Genomic DNA, 26,301 nt, shown 5'->3' on the forward strand with positions numbered 1-26,301 from the left:
CGTCCGCAAGTACCACCAACTCGCAGTTGGTGGTACTTGCAGACGCTCCTACAGCTGGGTCCAGTCGAGCACCGGCGCCGCGAAGTCGCGGATCGACGCCAGCAGGCCGAGCCTGGCCGCCTTCACGGCCGGGTCCTCCGCCATGACCAGGACCTCGTCGAAGAACGTGTTGACCGGTCCGGTCAGCCCCTGCGCCGCCGCGACGAACGCCGCCAGGCCGGCGACGTCCTTCGGCACGGAGTCGAACGCCTTGTGCAGCGCCACCTCCGCCGGCTCGGTCAGCACCGACGCGTCGTAGGAGGCGGCCACGTCCGCGGGCACGATCCGCCGCACCCGTTGCAGCGCCGCCACCAGCGCGTCGAAGGACTCCTCGCCCGCCAGCGACTCCAGCTGCGCCAGCGTCTCGTCCGCGAGCACCGGCGAGTCGGCCAGCGGCAGCACCGCCTGCACGAACCGGTGCTCGTGGCCCGCGTCGAGCAGCGCCTGCTCGTAGCGGCGGACGGCGAACTCGCGTGCCGTCTCCAGCGCCTCGGCGGACACCTCGAGACCTTCCGCGGCAAGGGAGAGCGCGACCGGCAGGGTGATCGCCCGCAGGTCGGGGAACGCCCGCAGCACCGTCACCGCACCGAGCGCCGCGCGGCGCAGGCCGAACGGGTCGGACGAACCGGTCGGCTGCGCGCCGATGCCGAACAGGCCCGCCAGCAGGTCGAACCGGTCCGCGAGCGACAGCAGCGCACCCGGCACCGACGACGGCAGCGCGTCACCGGCCGAGCGCGGGAGTTCCATCTCCCACAACGCCTGCGCGACCTCCGGGGTCTCCCCCGCCCGTGCCGCGTACTCCTTCGCCATCACACCGGCGAGCGACGACAGCTCGATCACCATCTGCGAGCCGAGGTCGAACTTCGCGAGCTGACCGGCGCGGTCCAGCGTCTCGCGGTCGGCCTCGACCACACCGGCGAACCGGCCGGCCAGCGCGGCGATGCGGCCGGCGCGGTCGGCCATCGAGCCGAGCTTGTCCGCGAACGTCAGCTTGGCGAGACCCGACTTCATCTCCTCCAGCGGCGTCTTGAGGTCCGCCCGCCAGAAGAACGCCGCGTCCTCGTACCGGGCGCGCAGCACGGCCTCGTTGCCCGCGCGGACCAGGTCGGCGTCGACCGAACCGTTCGCCACGGCCACGAAGTGCGGCAGCAGCGCGCCGTCGGACGACCGCACCGGCAGGTAGCGCTGGTGCTTGCGCATGACCGTGGTGAGGATCTGGCCGGGCAGCTCCAGGTAGCGCTCCTCGAACGAGCCGAGGATCGGCGTCGGCCACTCGACCAGGTTCGTGACCTCGTCCAGCAGGCCGTCGACCTCCGCGACACCGCCGACCGACGCCGCGAGCTCCCGCGCGGCGGCCACGATCGCCTGCGCCCGCGCCTCGGCGTCGACCTGGATGCCGTGCGAGGAAAGGAACTCCAGGTAACCGTCCGCGGTGGACACCTCGACGACCGGCTCGTCGACCGTGCGGTGCACGCGCGTGACCGTGCCGGACGCGAGCGACGACACCGCGACCGGTACCGGGGTGGTCCCGAGCAGGGCGAGCAGCCAGCGGATCGGGCGGGTGAACGACAGCTTCGGGTCGTTCCACTTCATGTTCTTCTCGGCGCGCAGGTCGGACACGACCTCGGCGAGCAGCCCGCTGAGCACCTCGACCGCGCCGCGACCGGTGTCGGTCTTGGTCAGCGCCACGAACTCGACGCCGTTCTCCTCGACCCGCCCCAGCGCGCCCACGTCCACGCCCTGGCCACGCGCGAAGCCCTGCACGGCCTTCGTCGGGCCGCCCTCGGCGTCGAACGCGGCGGACACCCGCGGCCCGCGCACCGTGCGCTCGGCGTCCGGCTCGCGCGGCGACACCTCGGACACCAGCACGACGATCCGGCGCGGCGTGCCGTGCACGGTCACCTCGCCGTGCGTCAGCCGCGTCGCACCGAGCTTCGCCGTCACGCCCGCGCGCACGGCGTCCACGGTCCGCAGCACCTCGGCGGGCGGCAGCTCTTCGGTGCCGAGCTCGAACAGCAGCGTGGCCGGCTCGGTGACGTCCGCGAACGACGTGGGCGCGGCGGCCAGTGCCGGCACCTCGGCGACACCGAGGGGGTGTCCGAGCTCCTCCCGGCGCTCGGCCCACAGCGTCGCGACCTCCCGCGCCAGACCGCGCATGCGACCGAACGCACGCGCGCGCTCGGTCGTGGAGATCGAACCGCGAGCGTCGAGCACGTTGAAGATGTGCGAGCACTTCAGCACGAAGCTGTGCGCGGGCACGGGCAGCCGCGCGTCGAGCATCCGGCGCGCCTCGGCCGCGAACTCCTCGAAGAGGCGCTTGTTCGCCTCCACGTCCGCGTCGTCGAGGTAGTACCGCGACATCTCGTACTCGGACTGGCCGAACGCCTCGCCGTAGGAGATGCCGGGCGCGTAGGCGATCTTCTTGAAGTGGTCGACGCCCTGCAGCGCCATCATGATCCGCTCGATGCCGTAGGTGATCTCCACCGACACCGGGTCGAGCGTCATGCCGCCGGCCTGCTGGAAGTAGGTGAACTGGGTGATCTCCAGCCCGTCGAGCCAGACCTCCCAGCCGAGACCCCAGGCACCGAGCGCGGGCGAGGCCCAGTTGTCCTCGACGAACCGCACGTCGTGGGCGCGGACGTCGATGCCCAGCGCCTCCAGCGACCCGAGGTAGAGCTCCTGCGGGTTGCCGGGGTCGGGCTTGAGGATCACCTGGAACTGGGTGTGCGTCTGCAGCCGGTTCGGGTTCTCGCCGTAACGGGCGTCGTCGGGCCGCACGGACGGCTCCACGTACGCGACGCGCCACGGCTCGGGACCGAGCACCCGCAGCACGGTCGCCGGGTTCAGCGTCCCGGCTCCGACCTCGGTGTTGAAGGGCTGCACGACGAGGCAGCCCCGATCGGTCCAGTACTTGGTCAGCGCGAGCAGCGCGTCCTGCATCGTCAACACGGCGGTCAGTCTACGAAGCGGACAAAACACCTGGTCACGGGGCCTTGATCGGGTGGTCTTCGCCACTGTGTCACGCTACGCACAACCAAGTGGGGGATCACCACGTCTACTTGGGGTACCCGCATGTGCCCGAGAGGAGTGGGTGTGGACAACCGGCCGCCGCGGCCAGGAGAGCCGAACGGGTCTCCTCGGCGACCCAGCGCCACCCCGCGTCCGTCAGCGGGGCAGCCCCGTCGTCCGCAGGACCCGCCGCGCGGTGCGGAGCCGCCCCGCCGGGAGAACCGGGCGGAACCGCCGAAGCGCTCCGAGCCACCGCGCCGCAGCTCCTCGCCGGGTGCGCAACCGCCCGCCGTCCTCCGCCGCGCAGTCCCGCCGCAGCTCGGACGACGCCGACCCGCCGCGCCGCACCCGGCCGCGAGCCGTGGCGAGTCCGCTCGCCGGGACCCCGCCGGGCGAGCTCGTCCGGCCCGCGCCCCGCCCGGTGGCCGACCGCCCGGTCCGCACCACCCGGCCAAGGCCGCGACCCCACCCGCGTCCCGCCGAAGCCCAGGCCACGCCCCGCCCCCGCCCGCAGGCCGAGCGCGGCCAAACGCGGCGCGTCGACCGGCGCCAAGATCTTCATCAGCATGCTGTCGGCGACGGTCCTGCTGGTCACCGGCTTCGCCTGGCAGAACCTCACCGCGCTGACCGACGGCCTCACCAAGCAGAACCTCAACCTCGCCAACGCCGGCGAGAAGCCCGCCGACGGCGCGATCGACATCATGCTGGTCGGCATGGACAGCCGCACCGACTCCAAGGGCAACCCGCTGCCGCAGCACATCCTGAACGAGCTGCAGGCGGGCGGCGCCGAGGACGGCGGTTTCAACACCGACACGCTGATCCTGCTGCGCATCCCGAACGACAGCGGCAAGGCCTTCGCCGTGTCGTTCCCCCGCGACTCCTACGTGAAGATCGCGGGCGGCTTCGGGCGGCACAAGATCAACTCCGCCTACGGCTACGCCAAGGGCCAAGCCGCCGAGAAGCTCAAGAGCAGCGGCAAGAGCGCCGCCGAGGTCGAGATGGAGTCGCGCAAGGCGGGCGCGAACAACCTGATCGAGACCGTCCAGAACCTGACCGACGTCAAGATCGACCACTACGCCGAGGTCAACCTGGTCGGCTTCTACGAGATCACCAAGGCCATCGGCGGCATCGACGTCTGCCTGAACACCAACGTCCGCGACAGCTTCTCGGGCGCGAACTTCAAGAAGGGCCCGCAGACGATCGAGGGCAAGAACGCCCTCGCGTTCGTCCGCCAGCGCCACGGCCTGCCCATGGGCGACCTCGACCGCGTGGTCCGCCAGCAGGTCTTCATGGCGGGCCTGGCGAAGAAGATGCTCTCCGCCGGCGTCCTCACCGACAACACCAAGCGCAACGACATGATCAAAGCCGTCTCCGGCGCGATCGTGCTCGACGACGGCTGGGACATCACCAGGTTCGCCCTGCAGATGAAGGACATGACCGGCGGGAACATGACGTTCCAGACCATCCCGACCGGCAACCCGGACCTGCAGACCCCCGAGGACGGCAGCGCGGTCGAGGTGCGCGAGAACGAGGTCCGCAAGTTCGTGAAGAACCTCGGCAAGGCCCCCGACCCCGCCGACGTCCCCGACCCGACCTTCAACAACGCCACCGTCACGGTCGACGTCCGCAACGCCTCCGGCCAACCGGGCCTCGCCGCCACGGTCCTCCAGTCGCTCGTCACGAAGGGCTTCCTGGGCGGCCAGACCGGCAACGCCGACTCCCTCGCCAAGTCCGTCGTCCGCTACCCCAAGGGCGGCGAGGCGGCCGGCAAGGCCGTCCAGCAGGCCCTCGGCGGCCTTGAGACCGAAGAGGACGGCAACCTCCCCACCGGCCGCGTCCGCGTCTTCCTCGGATCCGACTACTCGGGCCCGGGCTCCCAGGGCTTCACCGCCTCTCCCCTGTTGTCCCTGGACGGTGCCCGGCAGCAGCCGGCTCAAGAGCCCGCGCCCATCACGGCAGACGGCGTGCGCTGCGTAAACTGATACTCAGAGTAGAGTTCTATAGCCCATTCGGGGGATGTTGCCCGCAAGTTGCGTAAGCGCCGAAGCACTGGCGCCTTCCATCACCGTGAGACCCGCTCATGGGGTGGAGGAAACCGTTGACGACTGCGACAGGACCCATCGACACAGCCGCGTACCAACGCGTGCTCGGTGACGAGATCCGCAGCCTTCGCAAGCAGCGCGGCTGGACCAGAAAAGAACTCAACAAGCGCTTGCAGACGGAGATCTCCCTGCAAACCCTCGCGACCTACGAACTGGGCACCCGCCAGTGCTCAGTCGTCCGCCTGGTCGAGATCTGCCACGCCCTGGACGTCCCGGCCCACGAGCTCCTGGCCCGCGTCCACGAACGCTTCTTCGGCGACACCCCAGCAGGCCACCTGACCCTGAACCTCGCCTTGGTGGCGGCCACGGACAACCCGCGCCTGGCCCCATTGCGGCGCTGGGCGGCCGGGCGTCTGCACGTCCTCCCGCCGGGCGCCTCCCCGGAGGTGCACCTGGACCTGGCCGCCCTGGAGAACATGGCCCAGCTCTGCCAGCTCCCCGCAGTCGAGCTGATCCGCATCCTCCGCTCGATGTCCCGCTGAGCCACACCGAACCCGCACGGCCTGCTCGCCTTGCCGGGCTTCGCGAAGCCCGGCAAGGCCCACCGGGTCTTGTGGGAGCAGTCCGCTCGTTGTACCGAACCCGGTTCACACCGCGGAAACCACCGCCCACGAAGGGTTACCCACCCTCGCCGGTAGCATCGCCGGGGTGAACGATTCCCCCGCCCGCCTCCCCCTGCGCACCGCAGCCGCCGTGAAGCTGGGCAACCTGAGCTCCACGCTGTCCCAGAAAATGGGTCTCGGCGCAGGCGGCATGATCGGCGGCCGAGTCGCCCTCAAACTCGACCCCCAGGCGCTCAACCGCCTGACCGCCGGCCGCAAGGTCGCCGTCGTCACCGGCACGAACGGTAAGACGACCAGCACGATGATGCTGGCCCGCGCCGTCGGCGCCCTGGGCGAGGTCGCCACCAACCACAGCGGCGCCAACATGCCCGACGGCCACGTGACGGCGCTCAGCAAGCAGCCGGACGCCCCGTACGCCGTGCTGGAGTGCGACGAGGGCTACTTCCCGGCCGTCGCCGGTGCCAGCAACCCGGCCGTCGCCGTGATCCTGAACCTCAGCCGCGACCAGCTCGACCGGGTCGGCGAGGTGCGCACGATCGAGCGCAGCATCCGCGACACGATCACCAAGCTGCAGAACTGCGTGATCGTCGCCAACTGCGACGACGTCATGGTCACCAGCGCCGCGAAGGACGCGAAGAACGTCATCTGGGTCGCGACCGGCACCAGCTGGCACCACGACAGCGCGAGCTGCCCGCGGTGTGGCGACCCGATCCGCTGGCAGGGCGAGCACTGGCACTGCACGAACTGCGACCTGGCCCGGCCGCACCCGACGTGGATCACCGCGGACGAGGCGATGATCACGCCGGAGCACCGCAAGATCGAGCTGCGGCTGACGTTGCCGGGCAAGTTCAACCAGGCGAACGCCGTGATGGCCACCGCGGCCGCGCACACGCTGGGTGTGCCGACCGACGAGGCGGTGCGCCGTTTGCGTGGCGTGAGCAACGTCAGCGGCCGCTACCGCACGATCCAGCGCAACGGCCGCAGCGCGCGCCTGTTGCTCTCCAAGAACCCGGCCGGCTGGAGCGAGACGCTCACCGTGGTCAGGGAGGCCCACCACCCGGCCGTCCTGGTCATCAACGCCCAGGAGGCCGACGGCCGCGACCTGAGCTGGCTGTGGGACGTGCCGTTCGAGAAGCTGCGGGGCCGGCAGGTCATCGCGTCCGGGGAGCGCGCCAGCGACCTGGCCGTGCGCCTGACGTACGCCGAGGTCGAGCACACGATCGTCAAAGACCCCTTGAAGGCCATCGACCAGCTGCCGCAGGGCGCGGTCGAGGTCATCGCCAACTACACCGCGTTCCGCGACTTGAATGCCAGGGCTGCCGCTGATGAGTGAGTCGACAATCCAGATCGCGCTCGTGCTGCCGGACCTCCTCGGCACGTACGGGGACTTCGGCAACGCCGTGGTGCTCGAGAAGCGCATGGCGTGGCGGGGCATCAAGGCCCGGATCGTGCCGATCAACTACGGCCAGCCGGTGCCCGACTCGTGTGACATCTACGTCGTCGGCGGCGGCGAGGACACCGCGCAGACGCTCGCGGTGAAGCACCTGCGCGAGCACCCCGGGCTGCAGCGCGCCGTCACCAAGGGCGCGGTCGTGCTCGGTGTCTGCGCGGGCATCCAGATCTTCGGCGAGAGCTTCACCCGCGCCGACAACGTCACGCACCCCGGCATGGGCCTGATCGACTCGACCTCGCACGCCGGTGGCAGCCGTGCCATCGGCGAGGTGCTGGCCGAGCCCGCTGACGGCCTCTTCGAGGGCGTGCTGAGCGGCTTCGAGAACCACCAGGGCCGCACGGTGCTGGGCCCGTCCGCCCGGCCGCTCGCGCACGTGAAGGTCGGTACCGGCAACGACGGCAGCGTCGAGGGCGCGGTGCAGGGCCGGATCGTGTGCACCTACCTGCACGGCCCGGTGCTGCCGCGCAACCCGCAGCTCGCCGACATGCTGATCGAGTGGGCCACCGGCACCGAGGTCGCGCCGCTGGACCTGCCCGCCGTCACGCAGATGCGGGCGGAGCGGGTCAGGGCTGCGTCGTAACCCTCTCCGCGACACCCGGCCAGACCACGGCCATCACGTAGTCGGTTGCGAGCGCGGGTCCCACGGTGGGCCTGCGCTCGCACCACACCGCCAGCCGTTCACACGCGCCGACGACGATCTCCGCGAACGCCTCCGCCTCCAGCGGGTCGATGTCCGGCGCGAACGACACCAGCACGGACCCGATCATGTCCGTCTGCTGCTGGCGGATCCCCTCGACCTCCTCCTGCGCCGACGGCACCGCGATCGCCGCCTCCTGCCGCAGCAGCGCCCACGAGCGCTGGTGGTCGACGATGAACTCGAAAAACGCGAGCAGCCCGAGCCGCAGGAACTCCTCCGGGCTCGCCGCGCCCGCGATCGCCGCGGCGGTCTTCTCCCGCAGCTCGGCGCGCGCCCGGTGGATGCAGCCGATCAGCAGCCCCTCCTTGGAGCCGAAGTACTCGTAGAGCATCGGCTTGGAGACACCGCACCGTTCGGCGATCTCGTCCATGGAGGTGGCGAGGTACCCCTGCTCCGCGAAGATCTCCTCGGCGACGGTGAGCATCTGGGCCATGCGCTGCGCCTTGGGCATGCGGCGCCGGGGCGCTGGGGCGTTCACGAACGGAGTCTACCGCTCGTAACTTACTTCGAGTAACCTACTGCGAAGTAGCCAAGTGAGCGGGAGGGTGTCACCCATGCACCGAGAGACGAAAGTGCTCGTCATCGGCACCGGCTTCTCCGGCCTGGGCATGGCCGTGGAGCTGAGGCGGCGCGGCGAGCACGACTTCGTGGTGCTCGAGAAAGCGAGCGACCTCGGCGGCACCTGGCGCGACAACTCCTACCCCGGCTGCGCGTGTGACGTCCCGTCGCACATGTACTCGTTCTCGTTCGAGCTGAACCCCAAGTGGTCGCGGATGTTCGCGCAGCAGGGCGAGATCTTCGACTACCTGCAGCGGGTCGCCGACAAGCACCGGCTGCGGCCGCACATCCGCTTCAACACCAAGGTGTCCGGTGCGCGGTGGGACGAGGACGCCAAGCGCTGGCACGTCACCACCGAGCAGGGCGACACCTACACCACGCAGGCGCTCGTCGCGGGCGTCGGCGCGTTGCACATCCCGAACGTCCCCGAACTGCCCGGCATCGAGAAGTTCACCGGCAGGACGTTCCACTCCGCGCAGTGGGACCACGACTACGACCTGACCGGCAAGCGGGTCGCGGTGGTGGGCACGGGCGCGTCGGCCATCCAGTTCGTGCCGAAGATCGCGGACCAGGTCGGTTCGCTCAAGATCTTCCAGCGCACGCCGCCGTGGATCATGCCCAAGGCCGACCGCGAGATCACCGGCTGGGAGCAGAAGCTGTTCCGCGCCTTGCCGTTCACGCAACGGCTCTACCGCGACTTCGTCTACTGGACCCGCGAGTCGACCGCGCTGGGCTTCGCGGTCAACCCGAAGATCATGCAGCTGGCGCAGGGCATCGCGTTGCGGCACATGAAGAAGCAGGTGCCGGACCCGAAGCTGCGCCAGGCGTTGAAGCCCGACTACACCATGGGCTGCAAGCGCGTGCTGATCTCCAACGACTACTACCCCGCGCTGTCGCGGTCCAACGTGGACCTGGTGACGGACAAGATCACCGAGGTGCGGGAGAGCTCGGTCGTGGACAGCTCCGGCGTCGAGCACGAGGTCGACGCCATCATCTACGGCACCGGGTTCCACGTCGTCGACTCGTTCGACTACCTGGACATCCAGGGCAAGGGCGGGGTCGACCTCGCCAAGCAGTGGCGGGAGAAGGGCATCGAGACCTACTACGGGATCACGGTGTCCGGCTTCCCCAACCTGTTCTTCCTGCTGGGCCCCAACACCGGGCTGGGGCACAACTCGGTCGTGTTCATGATCGAGTCCCAGATCCGGTACATCTCGCAGTGCCTCCGGCTCCTCGACCACCACCGCGCAGCGGAGCTGGACGTGCGGGTGGAGGCCCAGCAGGGATTCAACTCCGAGCTCCAGGACAAGCTCACCAAGGGCGTGTGGACCCAGGGCGGCTGCCAGAGCTGGTACCTCGACGCGCAGGGGATCAACCGCACCGTGTGGCCGGGCTTCACCTGGCGGTACTGGATGCGGACGAAACGCGTGCGCGCCGAGGACTACGTGCTCACCGCCGAGAGGACCAGGCCCTAAGGCTTCACGATGACCTTGAGGGCGGTCCGCTCGTCCATCGCCTGGTATCCCAGCGCGACGTCGTCGAGCGGGACCGTCCGGTCGAACACGGGACCGGGGTCGATCCGCCCGGCGAGCACGTCGGCCAGCAGCTCCGGCAGGTAGGCACGAACGGGTGCCACACCGCCGCCGATGCCGATGTTGCGGCCGAACAGCTTGCCGAGCGGCAGCCCCGGCATCTCGTGCGGCACGCCGACGTACCCGATCCGGCCGCCGTCGCGCACGATGCCCATCGCGGTCTCCCACGACTGTTCCGTGCCGACGCATTCGAGCACCGACGCGGCCCCGAGGCCACCGGTCATCTCCTTGATCCGCTCGACGGCGGCCTCACCGCGTTCGGCGACCTGGTCCGTGGCACCGAAGAGCGTCGCGATCTTCGCCCGGTCCTCGTGCCGCCCCAGCGAGATGATCCGCTCGGCACCGAGCCGCTTGGCCGCGAGCACCCCGCACAACCCCACGGCGCCGTCGCCCACCACGGCAACGGTGCTGCCCGGCTGCACCCCGGCACCGATGGCCGCGTGGTGCCCGGTGCCCATGACGTCGCTCAGGCTGAGGAACGCGGGCAGCAGCTCCGCCGGCGCATCGGCCGGAACGCGCACCAGCGTGCCGTCGGCCTGCGGCACCCGCACGGCCTCACCCTGCCCGCCGTCACTGCCCTTGCCGCCCCAGAACCCGCCATTGACGCACGAGGTCTGCAACCCGGCCTGGCAGTACGCGCACGTCCCGTCGCTCCACACGAACGGCGCGATGACCCGGTCGCCGACCTGGACGCTTTTCACGTCACCGCCGACCTCCTCGACGATGCCGAGGAACTCGTGCCCGATCCGCTGCCCCTCCGCCCGCTTGGCCACGCCCCGGTACGCCCACAGGTCGCTGCCGCAGATGCACGCGAGCTCGACCCGCACGACGACGTCGCCGGCCTCCTGGATCGCCGCGTCGGGCACCTCCTCGACGCGGATGTCTCGGGTGCCGTAGATCGTCGTAGCCCGCACCAGGCTCCTCCTCTTGTCTCGTTGCGCAACCGGTCCATGGTGCGCCCGCGACCTCGATCGCGCCGAATCGAGGCGGTGTGGACTTGGTTACCCGCATACGATCGAGGACGTGCTGATCAACAGCCTCGTGCAGGCCCGCGGTGTCCGTTACGCGACAGCTCCCCGGTTCGGCAAGCCGGAACCGCTCGCGTGGGACGGCGTGGCCGACGCGACCCGGCGCGGTCCGGCCTGCCCACAACCGCCGTCCGCGCTCGCCTCGGTCGTCGGCAGCTCGGTCGACGGCCTGTCGTTCTCCGAGGACTGCCAGGTGCTGTCGGTGACCGCACCCGCGGACGCGGCCGGCCTGCCCGTCATGGTCTGGTTCCACGGCGGCGCCTACGTGACCGGCAGCGGCGAGTCCACGAAGTACGACGCGAGCCTGCTCGCCTCCGAGGGCGTGGTGGTCGTCAGCGTGAGCTACCGGCTCGGCGCGTTCGGCTACCTGCGGGACAACCTCGGCCTGCTCGACCAGTTCGCCGCCCTGCGGTGGGTGCGCGACAACATCGCCGCGTTCGGCGGCGACCCCTCGAACGTGACGGCGTTCGGCCAGTCCGCGGGCGCCGACTCGGTGTACGCGCTGATGCTCACCGACACCGAGGACCTGTTCCACCGCGCGATCCTGCAGAGCGCCCCGCTGGGCACCCGCGGCACGGACCGCGCGGACATGACCGCGGCCCTGCGCGAGCTCGTGGTGGTCGACGCCGACACACCCGTGGCCGACGTCCTGGCAGCCCAGCAGGCCGCCGCGGCGGACCTGGCCCCGCGGTTCTCCCCGTCCGGCGGCATGCCGTTCGGTCCGGAGCTGGGCGAGGTCGACCTGACCGCGGCCGCGTCACGCGTCGAGCTGCTCGTCGGCCACACCCAGGACGACGGCAGCCCGTACGTCGCCGGCCAGCCGGACGCGTGGGAGATCGTGACCGAGCTCGTCTTCGCCGGCCCCGCCCGCCAGCTCGCCGCCGACTGGGCCAAGGTCACCGGCCAGGCCGCGACCTACAACTTCCGCTGGACGCCCCGGGACGCACCGCTCGGTGCCTGCCACTGCATGGAGCTGCCGTTCCTGTTCGACCCCGAGGCCTGGACGGGCGCGGGCATGCTGGCCGGGCAGGAACCGGACCCCGGCCTGGCGCGGACGATGCGGCGCACGTGGGCCGACTTCGCGCGGAACGGACTCGACGCGCTGCCGTCGCGCGAGCTCGAGTTCGGCGGATGACCGACCGCGAGCGTTTGCGCATTTTGCTCGGCACGGCTGCGGCCCGCTACCACCGGACCCGCCCGACCAAGCAAGATCACGAGTTGTCCACAGGTTGCCACGCGGCTGACCTGGGGATTCTTGTTCTCGGCTAGGCTGTGGACAACGCGGGAACCAAAAACGGGCTTCGCGCGTTGCGCCAGGAGGAAGCGCGCGGGGGGCGGTGTGCACGTCGCCTCGGCATCGCGAGCCGTCGTGGGTCGTCACGATGTTCGACGATGGGCAGATGCCCGGCTCGCTCGACGTCGAAGCGTCGGCGACGGCAGTCCGCTGGGCTCGCCACGCACGCCCGCGCAGCGAGGTGCACGGCGGCGCTGCGCCCCGGTGGCTTCGCCGTGATCGCAGCCCACGATGTCGCGGGTGGCAGCGAGCAGTTGTTCGTTGACGTCCGCGAAAGGCACGCCCGGCGGTACCCGGCCATCCCGCCGGCCCCGCGCCTCCCGCCCACGGTCCGGTCCAGCGGGAGTTCGACGCCTCCGCCGACTTCGCACCGCCGGATTTCCGCCGGTACGAGTGGGAGCAGGCCTACGACACCGACGCGTACGCCGACCTGCTCCTCACCTGCTCGAACCACATCGCGCACCGGCCCGTGAGGAGCTCATCGCCGACATCCGGCACCTCACCGACACCCCGCTACGACGGCCGGGGTGTGACGCGCCACCTGACCCAACTGCCACCGTCGCGAAGTCAGGACCCACCGGCACCGCGCGGTAAGCGGTTGCCCACGCCGCGATCTTCAGGTTTCCGACAGGTCTGGACAACTCGGCTCGTCACGGGTTCCCCGCGGCGGAACGCCCGTGACCAGGCCGACCTCAACACGATCCGACAAGCGGGTGCTGCTGCCCCCTCAAGTAGGGCAAGACGCCTAGGATGTCCGGCCAAAGGGGCGGGGAGACACGCACGTGCCGTGCCCTTGCACAAGGAGGTGGCATGGCCGTGTCGACAACGGCGTTCAACGAGGGCAGGGTCCCCCAGCGGGGCCGTCCTCGCGACGCCAGCAGGGACGAGGCGTTACGTCAGGCAGCGCTCGAAGTGATGGCCGAGGTCGGATACCGGGCCCTCACCATGGACGCGGTGGCCGCACGCGCGCGAGCGGGCAAGGCCACGATCTACCGGCGCTGGGAGTCGAAGCTCGATCTGGTGATCGACACGTGCACCCAGCTCGCCACGCAGAACCTCGCCGCACCGGACACCGGCTCGCTCGCCGGTGACCTGCGCGAGTTCCTCTCGTCGTTCGCCGCGTTCCTGTCGGGGCCGATCGGCAAGGCCGCGCAGGCGCTGGTCGGCGAGCTGCCGCACGAGCCGGAGCTGGCGAGCGCGTTCCGGGAGACGTTCCTGATCTCGCAGCGCGACGTCCTGCGCGGGATCCTCGACCGCGCGGCCGAACGGGGCGAGCTGAAGGCCGACGCCCCGCGCGGCATGGCTGTCGAGATCGCGGGCGCGGCGTTGATCTACCGGCTGATGCTGACCGGGGACCCGCTCGACGAGCCGTTCGTGGAGAAGGTCGTCGAGCAGGTCCTCCTGCCGCTGGTGCACGCCTGAGCGCGCGGTGCGGCGCGGTCTAGCGGAACAGCTTGCGCACCAGCGCGAAGCCGACCACCGCGCCGACCGCGATCAGCGTGTACTTGACCTTGGGCTGGCTCAGCACGTCGAGCACGGACGACTTGCCCTGCTCGACGAGCTTCTGCGGGTTCGCACGCTCGCTGAGCTCGTCCAGGGTGGTGGCCAGCGCGGCACGAGCCTGTTCGATCTCGCGCTGGATGGTGTCGGGATCGCGTGCCACATGTCCTCCTAGCAGCGGTTCTGGCAGTCACCGTAGTGGACGGCCGGTGCCGGGGCTGCGAGCGACCCGCGTGCGCCCCGGGAGAGCGCGTACATGGAGGAGCTATAGGCTTCCACGCGAGGGGTCGTAGCCCAATTGGCAGAGGCACTGGGTTTAGGTCCCAGCCAGTGGGGGTTCGAGTCCCCCCGACCTCATCTGATCTGCGGTTTCGTGACGACCGGCCGCGGGTGACGACCCGCGGCCTGTGCCGGGGACGTCAGCAGCGACTTCGACACGAGCGCCGGTCGTCCAGGCGGTTCGGCAGCGGGCACAGGCCGGCCGGTACCGGACCGCACGCCTGGCATCCTCAAAGTCCTTTGTGGACCGTCAAAGCATCCGGCGTGAGGACTGTCACCTCGGGGTTTCCCCCGATGTCACCCCTCCAGCCGGTCCGTAACGTCGAACCCATGAACCTCGTCGACTGGGTCACCGACCTGATGCACACGGCCGGCGCACCAGGAGCGGCGTTCGCCATCGCGCTCGAGAACCTCTTCCCGCCCCTGCCCAGCGAGCTCTTCCTGCCGCTGGCGGGCTTCACCGCCGCGCAGGGCAAGATGTCCCTGCTCGACGCCATCCTCTGGACCACGGCGGGCTCGGTGCTGGGCGCACTGGTCCTCTACTGGGTCGGCTCCCTGCTCGGCCGCGACCGGGTCCGGCGCATCGCCGCCCGCATGCCGCTGGTCCGCGTGTCCGACGTCGACCGGACCGAGGCCTGGTTCCTGCGCAACGGCTACCGCGCGGTCTTCTTCGGCCGGATGATCCCGGTGTTCCGCAGCCTGATCTCGATCCCGGCGGGCATCGAACGCATGCGCATGGCCCCGTTCCTCGCCTACACGGCGGCGGGCAGCCTCATCTGGAACACCGCGCTGATCCTCGCGGGCTACCTGCTGGGCGACAACTGGCACCTCGTCGAGCAGTACGTCGGCATCGCCTCGACGGCGGTCCTCGTGTTGGTGGGGGTGGCGCTGGTCGTGTTCGTGGTGACCCGCGTGGCGAAGAAGCGCGCTACCGCACGCCGCTGAGGCGCCCGGCACCGCGACCGGCGTCGTCGAGGTACCGCGTCAGCTCCCGCACCGCGCTCCGCCCGGCCCGGTTCGCCCCGATCGTGCTCGCCGACGGCCCGTAGCCCACGAGGTGGATCCGCGGGTCGCTCACCACGCGCGTCCCGTCGACCTGGATCCCGCCACCGGCGGCCCGCAGGTGCAGCGGCGCCAGGTGGTCGAGGTCGTGCCGGAACCCGGTCGCCCACAGGATCACGTCGGCGGAGAAGTGCTCACCGGAGTCCCACTCGACGCCGGTGGGGGTGATCCGCGAGAACACCGGCCACCGCCGCAGCACACCGGACTCGATCGCGGCGCGGGTCTCGTCGGTCAGCGCCAGGCCGGTCACGCCCACCACGCTGCGCGGGATCAGACCGGCTCGCACCCGCTCCTCGACCATGCCGACGACCCAGCGGCCGTACTCCTCGGTGAACGGGCCCTCGCGCCACACCGGCTCGTGCCGCGTCACCCAGCGCGTGGCCGCGGCGAACGGTGCGAGCTCCATCAGCTGCTGGGTCGCGGACGCACCGCCCCCGACGACGACCACGCGCTTGCCGGTGAAGTCCTCGGGGCCCCGGTAGTCGGCGGTGTGCAGCTGACGGCCCAGGAACGTCGACTGGCCCTGGTAGTGCGGCCAGAACGGGCGGCGCCAGGTGCCGGTGGCGTTGATCAGGCCGCGCGTGGTCCACACGCCGTCCGAAGTCTCGACCTTCAGCAGCTCGCCGTCGTCCTGCACGGACGTCACGTTCACCGGGCGCACCACCGGCAGGTCGAAGAGCCGCTCGTAGCGGGCGAAGTAGTCAGGGATGGCCTCGTTGGCCCGCTCGTCGGGCGCAGGCTGCTCGAACGGCATTCCGGGCAGCTCGTGGATGCCGTGCACGGTCCGCATCCGCAGGCTCGGCCACCGGTGCAGCCACGCGCCACCGGGGGCGTCGTTCGCGTCCAGCACCACGTGGTCCACGTTCCGCTTGCGCAGGAAGAAGGAGGCCGACAGCCCGGCCTGGCCCGCGCCGATCACCACGACATCCGTCCCACCAACGTCAACCGAACGGGTCCGCGCACTGATTTCAGGTGTGACGCACCAGTCAGCAGGCCCTAGGTTCCGGAGGCGTGCACATACTGCTGACGCTGGCACTGCTGGCGACCCCGGTGCCTGCCACCACCGCCTCCTACGCCGTCTACGACCGGATCACGCACACGCTGACCGGCAGAGACGTGCACAAGCCGATCCGATCGGCGTCGCTGGTGAAGATCCTCATCGCCATCGAGCAGCTGGAGACCAAGGGCGACGACCCGCGGATCGAGCCGATGCTGCGGGCCAGCGACGACAACGCCGCGAGCGAGCTCTGGGTCGAGAACGGCTGGGAGCAGCTCGTCGTCAACACCGCGAACCGGCTGGGTCTGCAGGACACCAGGCCGCCGGAGAACCGCGGCATGTGGGGCTACACGGCGGTCAGCGCGTACGACGTCGTGCAGACCTACCGCTACCTGCTCGAACGCGCGAAGCCGCAGGTCGGCTGGACGATCATGGGTCACCTGCACCGCGCGGAGAAGTGCGCCGCGGACGGGTTCGACCAGTCGTTCGGGCTGCCGGACGCGACGTGGTGGCCCGCGTTCAAGCAGGGCTGGTCCGGCTTCGGCGACCCGGCCAGGCCCTGCCGCGACCACCCGCGGCCGCGCGCCGCGTGGGACCTGGACCTGCAGTCACCGGCCATGCACACGTCCGGCACCTGCGGTTTCAGCATCGTCGCGCTGCTGACGCTGCACCCGAAGGGCACCACCTACGACCAGGCGGCGAAACGAGTTACCCGGCTCACGGAAGAAGTCACGAAGTATCGGTGTTGATCGATGCATGAGCCGTCTCAGTGAGATCCCGCTGTCCGTTCTCGACCTCGCCCCGATCGGTTCGGGCTCGGATGCGACGACCGCGCTGCGGAACTCCAGGGAACTCGCTCAGCAGGCCGACCGCCTCGGCTACCAGCGGTACTGGTTCGCCGAGCACCACAACATGCCCGGGATCGCGAGCTCGGCGCCGGCGGTGCTGATCGAGCACATCGCGTCGGCGACCGAGCGCATCCGCGTCGGGTCGGGCGGGGTGATGCTGCCGAACCACGCGCCGCTGGTGGTCGCCGAGCAGTTCGGCATGCTCGAAGCGCTGCACCCCGGCCGCATCGACCTCGGCATCGGCCGCGCGCCCGGCACCGACCAGAAGACGGCGCGGGCGCTGCGCAGGACCGAGGCCGGGCTGTCGGCGGAGAACTTCCCGCAGGAGCTCACCGAACTCATCGGGTACTTCGAGGGCACCGGCGAGCTCAACGCCGTGCCCGCCGCGGGCAACAAGCCGCCGATCTGGCTGCTCGGCTCGTCCGGCTACAGCGCGCAGGCCGCCGGTCTGCTCGGGCTGCCGTTCGCGTTCGCCCACCACTTCAGCGCCCAGAACACGCTGCCGGCGCTGGCGCTGTACCGGAAGCACTTCCGGCCGTCGGAGGTCCTGAGCGAGCCGTACGCGATGGTGTGCGCCTCGGTGGTGGTGGCCGACAGCGACGAGCACGCCCGCTACCTCGCCGGTCCCGGCGCGCTGTCGTTCGTGAAGCTGCGCCAGGGCCGCCCCGGTCCGCTGGCGACGCCGGAGGAGGCCGCCGCCTACCCGTACACCGAGATCGACGAGCTCGTGATCGAGGACCGGATGGCCACTCAGATCATCGGATCCCCCGAAACGGTCCGTGCGGGACTGGACGAGTTGCTGGACTCGACCGCGGCCGACGAGCTCATGGTGACGACCATCGTGCACGGCCTGCAGGACCGTCTCCGCTCCTTCGAACTGCTCAGCGAGCTCGCCGAACGGACGCCCGCACTGGACCGTTCAGCCGCACATACGTGAGTCGTTCACGCGTGAGCTTCACGTTTCGTACGACTGGCGCTGGTCTGAACGGGTGATTATCGGCTCCCCTTGTAGCGCGTGACACACCCTGCGCGATGATCGGTGTGAGCGCGCACGCCCCCCGACGCGCTCCCTAGCTTCACCCGACGGTCGGCGTGGGGCCGGTGCCACACCTGTGGCGCCGCCCACGCCGCCCATCACGAGTCGGCCACGGCCCGGCACCAGGTCCGCTTCAAGGACCCTTTTCAGCCCCCGCGCACCCCTTGGCACCGTCACAGTTGACGGGAGTCGTCCACACCCACCGCCGGGGTGGGAAAGGGGAGTTCGTGAAGTTCGCCAAATCGGCAGCGGCACTCTGCCTGCTGCTGGCCGTGGCGGGATGTGCGGGCCCCAGCGTCGCCGTCACCCCGGACGAGAACCTGACCGTCGAGCAACGCGCGGAGACCCCCAACGCCTCCACGCACGCCGCCTTCGGCACCCAGCGCGTCTGGGGCTCCGGTCTCTCCGTCGTGGTGTCCGCCCCGAGATCGCTCTCCCCGTCCGACACGGCCTCCCCCCGCTCCGCGCGCACGGCCGTCTTCACGCTGACGGTCTACAACGGCTCCAAGACCGCCTACCGGCCCTCTCAGCTCGCGGTGCGCGCCATGGCCAACGGCGCCCAGGTGCCCGAGCTGGTCGACTCGGTCCAGGGCCTCAACGGGCTCGCCGCGGTCGTGGACGAGCTGCCGCCCGGCAAGGACACGCAGGTGCTGCTGGCGTTCGCGGTGCCGGAGGGTCCGGTGCAGGTCGAGCTGACCGTGCAGCCGGGGGGCCAGGGGCAGGACGCCCCGACCGTGTTCGCGGGCCAGGCCTAGGCTCTGGAGCCATGAGCACCCGTCTCGAGCCTGGAGACACCGCGCCCGCCTTCACGCTGCCCGACAGCGAGGGCAAGCCGGTGTCGCTGTCCGACTACCTCGGCAAGTCCGTGGTCGTGTACTTCTACCCGGCCGCGAGCACGCCGGGCTGCACCAAGCAGGCCTGCGACTTCCGCGACAGCCTCGCCCAGCTGAACGACCTGGGCTACGCCGTCGTCGGCATCTCGCCGGACAAGCAGGAGAAGCTCGCCAAGTTCCGCGAGGCCGAGGGCCTGACCTTCCCGCTGCTCGGCGACACCGACAAGACCGTCCTCACCGAGTGGGGCGCGTTCGGCGAGAAGCAGAACTACGGCCGCACCGTGCAGGGCGTCATCCGCTCGACGTTCCTCGTCGGCCCGGACGGCAAGATCGTGAAGGCCATGTACAACGTGCGCGCCACCGGCCACGTCGCCAAGCTCCTGCGCGAGCTGCCAGCCTGAGGAAGTCACCCGGAAATGTGACACCGCCGCCGCAGGACTTGCGGCGGCGGCCCCTTCTTCGGGTACTCTCGGGGTGAGGGCGTGCAACAAATGCCGCCCCTTGTTCCGGTGAGGGTGATACACCGTGTGTCGCTTGACGGCACCTCGCGGCCCCGACATCCCGTCTGATTTCGTCTTGCGCGTCCACTTTCCCACGCGCGGCGGTTGATCAGGGCGTTCTGCCCTCAACCCTCCGTTCGCAAGCAAACACGCATGCCTGGCGCTGCGTGCATTTCGTGCTGGGAAAATTCAATGCTCAAGTGGATTTTGCTGACCGTCGCCGTGGGCGCGGAAGTTTTCGCAACCCTTTGTCTGAAGTACTCCGAGGGATTCACGAAACCGTGGCCGGTCGTCGGTCTCGGCGTCGGGTTCCTCACCGCCCTCTACCTGGAGTCGGTGGTGATCCGGATGGGCCTGCCGGTCGCCATCACGTACGCGATCTGGGCGGGTGCGGGCATCGCGCTGGTCGCCATCACCAGCCGCGTGCTGTTCGAGGACCCGATGAACCTCGCCATGCTCAGCGGCATGGCGCTCATCGCGGCCGGCGTGTGCGTGGTGTCGGTCGCCTCGCACGCACACGCCGCCACGGCGTGACCGGCTAACCGAGCTTGCGCAGGTGCGGGACCAGCAGCTTCAGCGCCCGGCCCCGGTGTGACTGGGCGTCCTTCTCCTCGGCGCTCATCTCCGCCGAGGTGACCATGTACCCGTCGGGCACGAAGATCGGGTCGTAACCGAAGCCGCCGGTCCCGCGCCGCTCACGCAGCAGGGAACCCCGCCACTCGCCGCGGACCACGACCTCCTCGCCGCCGGGCACGACGAGAGCGACCACCGACACGAACGCCGCACCACGGCGTTCGTCCGGCACGTCGCCGAGCTGGCCGAGCAGCAGGTCGAGGTTGGCGTCGTCGTCGCCGTGGCGGCCCGACCAGCGTGCCGACAGCACGCCGGGCATGCCGTTCAGCTCGTCGACGGCCAGGCCGGAGTCGTCGGCCACGGAGACCAGGCCGGTCGCCGCGGCCGCGTCCCTGGCCTTGGCCAGTGCGTTGCCCTCGAAGTCCGGCGCGGTCTCGGGTGCCTCGGGGAACTCGGGCACGTCCGCCAGCGACAGCACCTCGATGCCCGAGAGCTCCTCGGCCACGACGATGCGCTGCAGCTCGCGGAGCTTCTTCGCGTTGCGGGAGGCGAGCAGGAGCTTCACCTGCGACCACCGGACTTCGGCTCGGGCAGCACGCCGGGGTACGGCGCGGACAGGGCCTCCGCCTGGATGCGGTTGAGCTCCGCGCAGCCCTGCAGCGCGACGTCCAGCATGCGGTCCAAAGTGGACCGGGCGAAGGTGGCGCCCTCGCCGGTGCCCTGGACCTCGATCAACGTGCCCGCGTCGGTGGCGACGACGTTCATGTCGACCTCGGCGCGCGAGTCCTCCTCGTAGGGCAGGTCGAGGCGCACGCGGCCGTCGACCACGCCCACCGACACCGCGGACACCGCGCACGACAGCGGCGACGGGTCGGCCAGGCGGCCGGCCGCGCCCAGGTAGGTCACCGCGTCGGCCAGTGCCACGTAGGCGCCGGTGATGGCCGCCGTGCGGGTGCCGCCGTCGGCCTGGATCACGTCGCAGTCGATCACGATGGTGTTCTCGCCGAGAGCCGCGAGGTCGATGCACGCCCGGAGGGACCGCCCGATCAGCCGGGAGATCTCGTGCGTGCGACCACCGATGCGGCCCTTCACGGACTCCCGGTCGCTGCGGGAGTGCGTGGCGGACGGGAGCATCGCGTACTCGGCGGTCACCCAGCCGAGGCCGGAGCCCGAACGCCAGCGGGGAACGCCTTCGGTGACACTCGCGGCGCAGAGCACGCGGGTGTTCCCGAACTCGATCAGGACCGAGCCGGCCGGCCAGGTCTGGTATCCACGCGTGATCCGGATGTCACGCAACACGTCGTCGTTTCGGCCGTCGCTTCGCACCACGCGGGCTACCTTAGTGAACCCTGCGGGGAGCATTGGCGTAGGGAGAGACATGCTGACGATCGACGGTATCCCGATCCACCCGTTGCTCGTGCACGCCGTGGTCGTGCTGCTGCCCCTGGCGGCGCTCGGTTCGATCGCGATCGCGCTGGTCCCGGCCTGGCGGCGCAGGTACGCGTGGCCCGTTCTCGGGGTCACGCTGGCCGGTGTCGCAGCCGTGCCGGTCGCGACGCAGGCGGGCGAGGACCTCCAGGCCGCACTTGAACGCGCCACGGGTGCGGCGAACCCGGTCATCCAGACGCACGCGGACCTGGGTGACATGCTGCTGCCCATCGCGCTCGGCTTCGGCGTCGCGGTGATCGCGCTGCTCGTGGCCGGGCGGCTCGCGGACCGCGAACGCGAGGCGGAGGCACCCACCACGAAGACGTGGCGGGTGGTCTCAGTCGTCGTGTCGGTGCTGGTCGTGCTGCTCGCGGTCGGGACGACCGTGCAGACGATCAGGGCCGGTCACAGCGGGTCGACGGCGGTCTGGAGCGGCGTCGGGAGCTGAAGCGGGGCCGTCGCCGACTGCTTCAACGTCCGCGTGACCGTGCAGAACTGCTCCACGGCACGCCGGACGACGGCCTCCAGCGCCTCCGGATCGTCCACAGCGGACAGGTCGTACGAGAGCGCCACCGGGATGGACACCACCTCGTTGCCGCTCTCGGACTGGACCGCGTCCGCGACCGCCGTCAGCTGCTCGCCACCGGTGCGCCGCAGGATCAGCGTCTCGGAGGTGACCATCGCGCACCCCGCGGCGGCCGCGACCAGCAGCTCCACCGGGCTGAACGAGCCCTCCTGGCCCTTGCGGCCGATGCGCACGGAGGCGCCGCGGCCGTTCGTCGCGACGAACTCGTGCTCGCCCATCCGCTCCAGCTCGATCATGCTGTCTCCCCCACCTCGTACCGGCCGCCCTCTACGACCAGTTCGCACGGCCCGTCGAACGCCGAGCGGGCCTCCGCCAGCACGGCCTCGCGCGAGGTCCACGGCGGCACGTGCGTGACGAGCAACCGCCCGGCACCCGCGCGCGCCGCCAGCTGTCCGGCCTGCAGCCCGGACAGGTGCAGGTCCGCCACCCGGTCCGGCGCGTGCGTCCAGCTGGCCTCCGCGAGCAGCACGTCCACGCCGTCGGCCAGCTCCTCCAGCGCGGCGCACGGCCCGCTGTCACCGGTGTAGGCCAGCGTCACACCACCGCACGAAATCCGGAACCCATAAGCCTCGCAAGGATGCGCGACCACCGCCGACTCCACAGTAAACGGTCCAATGTGGACTGGAGAGCCCAACGGGTGAAATTCGAAGACGTCCGTGAGGTCCAGCGAGGTCCGCTCGGCGTCGGACGGCGCGTAGGCCGCGGCGAACCGCGAGTGCGCCTCAGCAGGCGCGTACACGGGCAAGCGGCCGGATGGCGGAGACGGGTGGTACTTCCGCGCCACGTACAACGACGACACGTCGATGCAGTGGTCCGGGTGCAGGTGCGACAACACCAAGGCGTCCATCGAGAACAACGGCCGTTCCTGCTGGAACCGCCCCAGCACACCGTTGCCGAACTCCAGCACCAGGGTGAACCCGTCGGCCTCGAGCAGGTACCCCGACGCCGCCGCACCGGGTCCGGGAATGCTGCCGGAGCAGCCGAGCACGGTCAGCAGCACGAGCCTTTACCCCCACTGTTCGAACGTCGGCAGGAACCTCGCCGCCAGCTTGGCGAACCGCTCGGGTGGCCCGGTGCAGGTCACCCGGTGCACGGGCGGTTCATCGGCGAAGTCGTCGCGCTCGGTCAGCAACCGCACGACGTCCTTCACCGTCTCCTCCGCGCTGGACACGAGTGTCACGCGCTCGCCCATCACGATCTGGATCACGCCGGTCAGCAGCGGGTAGTGCGTGCACCCCAGCACCACCGTGTCGACGTCGGCGCGCTGCAACGGTTCCAGGTAGGCCTGCGCGAGCCCGAGCACCTGCCGCCCGGAGGTGGTCCCGCGTTCCACGAAGTCGACGAACCGGGGGCAGGCCGCCGCCGTGACCGTCACGTCCCGGGCGGCCTGGAACGCGTCCTGGTAGGCGTGCGAGTTGATCGTGCCGACCGTGGCGATCACGCCGATCCGCCCGGACCGCGTGGACATCACCGCACGCCGGACCGCCGGCAGGATCACCTCGACCACCGGCACGTCGTAGCGTTCGCGGGCGTCGCGGAAGCAGGCCGCCGACGCGGTGTTGCACGCGATGACGAGCATCTTCGCGCCCTCGTCCACCAGCCGGTCGCACACCTCGAGCGCGTGCTTGCGGGCCTGCGCGATGGGCAACGGCCCGTACGGACCATGGGCCGTGTCACCGATGTAGTGGATCGACTCGCCGGGCAGCTGCTCCATGACGGCTCTGGCGACCGTCAGGCCGCCGACGCCCGAGTCCATGATCCCGATCGTCACGCCGTGAATGTAGCCGGTGCCCGACGTCTGCGGTTGTCGCGTGAGACACCCCAAGCCGCCAGCACGCCACCGATCGCACCGAACAGGTGGCCTTCCCACGACACGCCCGGCTGACCGGGCAGCACACCCCACAACGCCGCGCCGTACAGCGCGAACACCCCGACCGCGATCACCAGCTGCAGCCACGACCGCGCGAACACCCCGCGCACGAGCAGGAACGTGAGGAACCCGAACACCAGCCCGGACGCGCCGATGTGGCTGCCGACGCTGCCGAACACCCACACGCCGAGCGCGCTCGACAGCCAGATCACCGCGGTGACCTGGAAGAACTGCTTCAACCCGCCGGAGGAGGCGAGGAACCCGAGCAGCAGCAACGGAACCGCGTTGCCGGTCAGGTGGCTCCAGTCGCCGTGGATGAGCGGCATCCAGAGCAGGTTGTCCCACTGGCCGAAGTCGCGCGGCAGCACGCCGTCGTCCTCCAGCGAGCCGCCGGTGGCGACGTCGAAGGCCTCGACGGCGTAGAGGAAGCCGACGAACCCGGCGACGACCAGCAGCGACAGCACGGGGTGCGGCGGGATGACCCGTTTCGCGAGCGCAGTGCGGTCCACATGACCAGCGTACGTGGACATAAGGTGATCAGGTGTCGACAGAAGTAGCGGTGCGCGCATCGGCCCAGCTCGGCGAGGGCCCGACCTGGGACCACAGCAGCTCCACGTTGCTGTGGGTGGACATCCTCGCCTCCGAGGTGCACCGGTACGCCCCGGCGCGCGACGACGACTCGGTGCTGACCCTCCCCCAGCACGTCGGCGCCGCCAAGCCGCGTGCGCAGGGCGGGCTCGTCTGCAACCTGCGCGACGGCGTCGCGCTGGTCGACCGGGACGGCACCAAGAGCTGGCTCGTCTACTGGGCCCGCGACGGCGTGCGCGGCAACGACGCGGGAGTCGACCCGTCCGGCCGGTTGTGGGCCGGCACCATGCGGTACGACCAGGCCGCCAACGAGGGCTGGCTCGCGCGGGTCTCCGGCGACGGCTCCGCGAAGGTCATGGTCAGCGAGGTGAACACGAGCAACGGCGTGGGCTGGAGCCCGGACGGCAAGCTCATGTACTACGTCGACACGCCCACCCGGCGCATCGACGTCTTCGACTTCGACAACGCCGCCGGCACGGTGGCCAACCGCCGTCCGCTCACCCACGTCGGCCACACCGACGGCTCGCCGGACGGGCTGACCGTGGACGCCGACGGGTGCGTGTGGGTCGCGTTGTGGGGTGGTCACGCCGTGCGCCGCTACACGCCGGAGGGCGAGCTGGACCGGGAGGTCGAGCTGCCGGTGGACCAGCCGACCGCGTGCTGCTTCGGCGGTGCCGACTTCACCGACCTCTACGTCACCTCGGCACGGGTCGGGCTGTCCGACGACGTTCTGATGGAGCGGCAGCTCAACGGGTCCGTGCTGGTGCTGCCGGGGATCGGCGCCGGGGTGCCGGGGGTCGCGTTCGCCGGGTGATGAGGACTGGTCTGCGGGTGCGGTGACCCTGCCGGTCACCGCGCCCGCGGGATCAGGCCCGAAGTGTCAGGTCCAGAGGTGTCAGGCCCAGAGGTGTCAGGCCCAGAGGTGTCCGTCGAGCCTCGCGGCCGCCTCGTCCAGCGTGCCCGCGTACGCGCCCGTGGACAGGTACTTCCAGCCCGCGTCGCAGACGATGAACACGATGTCCGCGGTCTTGCCCGCGACCTCGGCCTTCTGCGCCACGGCCAGCGCCGCGTGCAGGATCGCGCCGGTCGAGATGCCGGCGAAGATGCCCTCGGTCTCCAGCAGCTGCCGGGTGCGGCGCAACGCGTCGTACGAGCCGACCGAGTACCGGCCGGTCAGCACCGACTCGTCGTACAGCTCCGGCACGAAGCCCTCGTCGAGGTTGCGCAGGCCGTAGACCAGCTCGCCGTAGCGCGGCTCCGCGGCGATGATCTGCACGTCCGGCTTGGCCTCGCGCAGGAACCGGCCGACGCCGACCAGCGTGCCCGTCGTGCCGAGACCGGCCACGAAGTGCGTGATCGTCGGCAGGTCGGCGAGGATCTCCGGCCCGGTGCCGCGGAAGTGCGACTCGGCGTTGGCCGGGTTGCCGTACTGGTAGAGCATCACCCAGTCCGGGTTCTGCTTGGCGAGCTCCTTCGCGGTGGCGACGGCCTGGTTCGACCCGCCCGCCGCCGGTGAGAACACGATCCGCGCGCCGTAGGCCTGCAGCAGCTGGCGGCGCTCGGTGGAGGTGTTCTCCGGCATCACGCACACCAGGCCGTAGCCCTTGAGCTTCGCGGCCATGGCGAGCGAGATGCCGGTGTTGCCGGACGTCGGCTCGAGGATCGTCGCGCCCGGCCGCAGCACGCCGTCGCGCTCCGCCGCCTCGATCATGGCCAGCGCGGGCCGGTCCTTGATCGAGCCGGTCGGGTTGCGGTCCTCGAGCTTCGCCCAGATGCGGACGTCCTCCGAGGGGGACAGCCTCGGCAGGCCCACCAGCGGGGTCCCGCCGAGCGCGTCGAGGAGCGAGTCGTAGCGCGCCATGGGGT

Annotated in this window: 28 protein-coding genes and 1 tRNA gene; 16 read left to right on the top strand and 13 right to left on the bottom strand. The window is 70.6% G+C overall.

All coding sequences use genetic code 11. The features are described from left to right. Positions 1-48: 48 nt before the first annotated feature. On the bottom strand, positions 49-2,979 hold the full coding sequence (locus BBK82_RS05980) for a glycine--tRNA ligase (protein WP_065914105.1): 2,931 nt from the start codon (positions 2,977-2,979) through the stop codon (positions 49-51). A gap of 115 nt (positions 2,980-3,094) precedes the next feature. After that, complete coding sequence (locus BBK82_RS49825) at positions 3,095-3,643, bottom strand: hypothetical protein (protein ID WP_170067873.1); 549 nt, start codon at positions 3,641-3,643, stop codon at positions 3,095-3,097. On the opposite strand from BBK82_RS49825, the gene BBK82_RS05985 reads away from it, so the two are divergent. The 4 genes from BBK82_RS05985 to BBK82_RS06000 all read left to right on the top strand — a co-directional run bounded on the left by BBK82_RS05985 (position 3,615) and on the right by BBK82_RS06000 (position 7,746). After that, positions 3,615-5,030, top strand: a complete 1,416-nt coding sequence (locus tag BBK82_RS05985; protein WP_071812533.1) for an LCP family protein — start codon at positions 3,615-3,617, stop codon at positions 5,028-5,030. The genes BBK82_RS49825 and BBK82_RS05985 overlap by 29 nt on opposite strands. A gap of 116 nt (positions 5,031-5,146) precedes the next feature. Further along, the gene (locus tag BBK82_RS05990) at positions 5,147-5,632 is read left to right on the top strand and encodes a helix-turn-helix domain-containing protein (protein ID WP_237048040.1); all 486 of its coding nucleotides are present in this window, start codon (positions 5,147-5,149) and stop codon (positions 5,630-5,632) included. A gap of 166 nt (positions 5,633-5,798) precedes the next feature. Next, a complete protein-coding gene (locus BBK82_RS05995; protein ID WP_237048041.1) occupies positions 5,799-7,046 on the top strand; it encodes a Mur ligase family protein in 1,248 nt (415 codons plus the stop codon). After that, the gene (locus BBK82_RS06000; protein WP_065914108.1) at positions 7,039-7,746 is read left to right on the top strand and encodes a type 1 glutamine amidotransferase; all 708 of its coding nucleotides are present in this window, start codon (positions 7,039-7,041) and stop codon (positions 7,744-7,746) included. The genes BBK82_RS05995 and BBK82_RS06000 overlap by 8 nt, the downstream gene beginning before the upstream one ends. Here BBK82_RS06000 and BBK82_RS06005 read toward each other — a convergent pair. Further along, positions 7,730-8,296 carry a TetR/AcrR family transcriptional regulator gene (locus BBK82_RS06005; RefSeq protein WP_065920845.1) on the bottom strand — a complete coding sequence of 189 codons (567 nt, stop codon included), beginning with the start codon at positions 8,294-8,296 and terminating at the stop codon, positions 7,730-7,732. The two genes, BBK82_RS06000 and BBK82_RS06005, sit on opposite strands and share 17 nt — an antisense overlap. A 121-nt stretch (positions 8,297-8,417) precedes the next feature. On the opposite strand from BBK82_RS06005, the gene BBK82_RS06010 reads away from it, so the two are divergent. Next, entirely contained in the window at positions 8,418-9,896 is a 1,479-nt protein-coding gene (locus BBK82_RS06010; protein WP_065914109.1) for a flavin-containing monooxygenase, read from the top strand. Here BBK82_RS06010 and BBK82_RS06015 read toward each other — a convergent pair. Next, complete coding sequence (locus BBK82_RS06015) at positions 9,893-10,927, bottom strand: zinc-dependent alcohol dehydrogenase family protein (protein WP_065914110.1); 1,035 nt, start codon at positions 10,925-10,927, stop codon at positions 9,893-9,895. The genes BBK82_RS06010 and BBK82_RS06015 overlap by 4 nt on opposite strands. A 109-nt stretch (positions 10,928-11,036) precedes the next feature. On the opposite strand from BBK82_RS06015, the gene BBK82_RS06020 reads away from it, so the two are divergent. Together BBK82_RS06020 and BBK82_RS06025 are read left to right on the top strand one after the other, a co-directional pair. Next, positions 11,037-12,176, top strand: a complete 1,140-nt coding sequence (locus BBK82_RS06020) for a carboxylesterase family protein (RefSeq protein WP_218920585.1) — start codon at positions 11,037-11,039, stop codon at positions 12,174-12,176. Positions 12,177-13,145: 969 nt separating this feature from the next. Continuing rightward, on the top strand, positions 13,146-13,757 hold the full coding sequence (locus tag BBK82_RS06025) for a TetR/AcrR family transcriptional regulator (protein ID WP_237048042.1): 612 nt from the start codon (positions 13,146-13,148) through the stop codon (positions 13,755-13,757). 19 nt (positions 13,758-13,776) lie between these two features. Here the strand turns inward: BBK82_RS06025 and BBK82_RS06030 are convergent, their stop codons facing one another. Beyond that, a complete protein-coding gene (locus BBK82_RS06030; RefSeq protein WP_065914111.1) occupies positions 13,777-13,998 on the bottom strand; it encodes a DUF3618 domain-containing protein in 222 nt (73 codons plus the stop codon). Positions 13,999-14,118: 120 nt separating this feature from the next. On the opposite strand from BBK82_RS06030, the gene BBK82_RS06035 reads away from it, so the two are divergent. Together BBK82_RS06035 and BBK82_RS06040 are read left to right on the top strand one after the other, a co-directional pair. Then, a tRNA-Leu gene (locus tag BBK82_RS06035) sits at positions 14,119-14,192 on the top strand. Between the two features lie 252 nt (positions 14,193-14,444). Continuing rightward, the gene (locus BBK82_RS06040; protein ID WP_237048043.1) at positions 14,445-15,059 is read left to right on the top strand and encodes a DedA family protein; all 615 of its coding nucleotides are present in this window, start codon (positions 14,445-14,447) and stop codon (positions 15,057-15,059) included. Here BBK82_RS06040 and BBK82_RS06045 read toward each other — a convergent pair. Next, on the bottom strand, positions 15,043-16,098 hold the full coding sequence (locus tag BBK82_RS06045) for an NAD(P)-binding domain-containing protein (RefSeq protein WP_335618048.1): 1,056 nt from the start codon (positions 16,096-16,098) through the stop codon (positions 15,043-15,045). The genes BBK82_RS06040 and BBK82_RS06045 overlap by 17 nt on opposite strands. An 89-nt stretch (positions 16,099-16,187) precedes the next feature. Between BBK82_RS06045 and BBK82_RS06050 the strand changes: the two genes are divergently transcribed. From BBK82_RS06050 to BBK82_RS06070, 5 genes are all read left to right on the top strand, one after another. After that, entirely contained in the window at positions 16,188-16,922 is a 735-nt protein-coding gene (locus BBK82_RS06050) for a hypothetical protein (protein ID WP_237048044.1), read from the top strand. Between the two features lie 7 nt (positions 16,923-16,929). Further along, positions 16,930-17,958 carry an LLM class flavin-dependent oxidoreductase gene (locus BBK82_RS06055; protein WP_065914113.1) on the top strand — a complete coding sequence of 343 codons (1,029 nt, stop codon included), beginning with the start codon at positions 16,930-16,932 and terminating at the stop codon, positions 17,956-17,958. A gap of 326 nt (positions 17,959-18,284) precedes the next feature. Beyond that, a complete protein-coding gene (locus BBK82_RS06060; RefSeq protein ID WP_065914114.1) occupies positions 18,285-18,812 on the top strand; it encodes a hypothetical protein in 528 nt (175 codons plus the stop codon). An 11-nt stretch (positions 18,813-18,823) separates the two neighbouring features. After that, positions 18,824-19,291, top strand: a complete 468-nt coding sequence (gene bcp / locus BBK82_RS06065; protein ID WP_065914115.1) for a thioredoxin-dependent thiol peroxidase — start codon at positions 18,824-18,826, stop codon at positions 19,289-19,291. A 291-nt stretch (positions 19,292-19,582) separates the two neighbouring features. After that, positions 19,583-19,924 (top strand): DMT family transporter, encoded by a 342-nt coding sequence (locus tag BBK82_RS06070; RefSeq protein ID WP_065914116.1) that lies wholly within the window; start codon positions 19,583-19,585, stop codon positions 19,922-19,924. 4 nt (positions 19,925-19,928) lie between these two features. On the opposite strand, the gene rdgB is transcribed toward BBK82_RS06070, so the two are convergent. Together rdgB and rph are read right to left on the bottom strand one after the other, a co-directional pair. Further along, positions 19,929-20,528, bottom strand: coding sequence for an RdgB/HAM1 family non-canonical purine NTP pyrophosphatase (gene rdgB, locus BBK82_RS06075; protein WP_065914117.1), 600 nt, complete (start codon positions 20,526-20,528; stop codon positions 19,929-19,931). After that, on the bottom strand, positions 20,525-21,292 hold the full coding sequence (gene rph / locus BBK82_RS06080) for a ribonuclease PH (RefSeq protein ID WP_065914118.1): 768 nt from the start codon (positions 21,290-21,292) through the stop codon (positions 20,525-20,527). Before rph ends, rdgB begins: the two co-directional genes overlap by 4 nt. A gap of 49 nt (positions 21,293-21,341) precedes the next feature. Here rph and BBK82_RS06085 point away from each other — a divergent pair, with 49 nt between their 5' ends. Continuing rightward, on the top strand, positions 21,342-21,839 hold the full coding sequence (locus BBK82_RS06085) for a DUF2231 domain-containing protein (RefSeq protein WP_065914119.1): 498 nt from the start codon (positions 21,342-21,344) through the stop codon (positions 21,837-21,839). Here the strand turns inward: BBK82_RS06085 and BBK82_RS06090 are convergent. From BBK82_RS06090 to BBK82_RS06105, 4 genes are read right to left on the bottom strand one after another with little or no spacing between them, the layout of a single operon-like run. After that, positions 21,797-22,213, bottom strand: a complete 417-nt coding sequence (locus BBK82_RS06090; protein WP_065914120.1) for an OsmC family protein — start codon at positions 22,211-22,213, stop codon at positions 21,797-21,799. The genes BBK82_RS06085 and BBK82_RS06090 overlap by 43 nt on opposite strands. Next, positions 22,210-22,977, bottom strand: coding sequence for an MBL fold metallo-hydrolase (locus BBK82_RS06095; RefSeq protein WP_065914121.1), 768 nt, complete (start codon positions 22,975-22,977; stop codon positions 22,210-22,212). The genes BBK82_RS06090 and BBK82_RS06095 overlap by 4 nt, the downstream gene beginning before the upstream one ends. A gap of 6 nt (positions 22,978-22,983) precedes the next feature. Then, positions 22,984-23,733: a glutamate racemase gene (gene murI / locus BBK82_RS06100; RefSeq protein WP_065920850.1), complete on the bottom strand. Its 750-nt coding sequence runs from the start codon at positions 23,731-23,733 to the stop codon at positions 22,984-22,986. An 11-nt stretch (positions 23,734-23,744) separates the two neighbouring features. Beyond that, positions 23,745-24,356: a rhomboid family intramembrane serine protease gene (locus BBK82_RS06105; RefSeq protein ID WP_237048045.1), complete on the bottom strand. Its 612-nt coding sequence runs from the start codon at positions 24,354-24,356 to the stop codon at positions 23,745-23,747. A 32-nt stretch (positions 24,357-24,388) separates the two neighbouring features. On the opposite strand from BBK82_RS06105, the gene BBK82_RS06110 reads away from it, so the two are divergent. Then, positions 24,389-25,249 carry an SMP-30/gluconolactonase/LRE family protein gene (locus BBK82_RS06110; protein ID WP_065914123.1) on the top strand — a complete coding sequence of 287 codons (861 nt, stop codon included), beginning with the start codon at positions 24,389-24,391 and terminating at the stop codon, positions 25,247-25,249. Between the two features lie 96 nt (positions 25,250-25,345). On the opposite strand, the gene BBK82_RS06115 is transcribed toward BBK82_RS06110, so the two are convergent. Then, positions 25,346-26,296, bottom strand: coding sequence for a PLP-dependent cysteine synthase family protein (locus BBK82_RS06115; RefSeq protein WP_065914124.1), 951 nt, complete (start codon positions 26,294-26,296; stop codon positions 25,346-25,348). Between the last annotated feature and the right edge of the window lie 5 nt (positions 26,297-26,301).

It is taken from the genome of Lentzea guizhouensis (assembly GCF_001701025.1).
In the GTDB taxonomy this organism is placed as follows: domain Bacteria; phylum Actinomycetota; class Actinomycetes; order Mycobacteriales; family Pseudonocardiaceae; genus Lentzea; species Lentzea guizhouensis.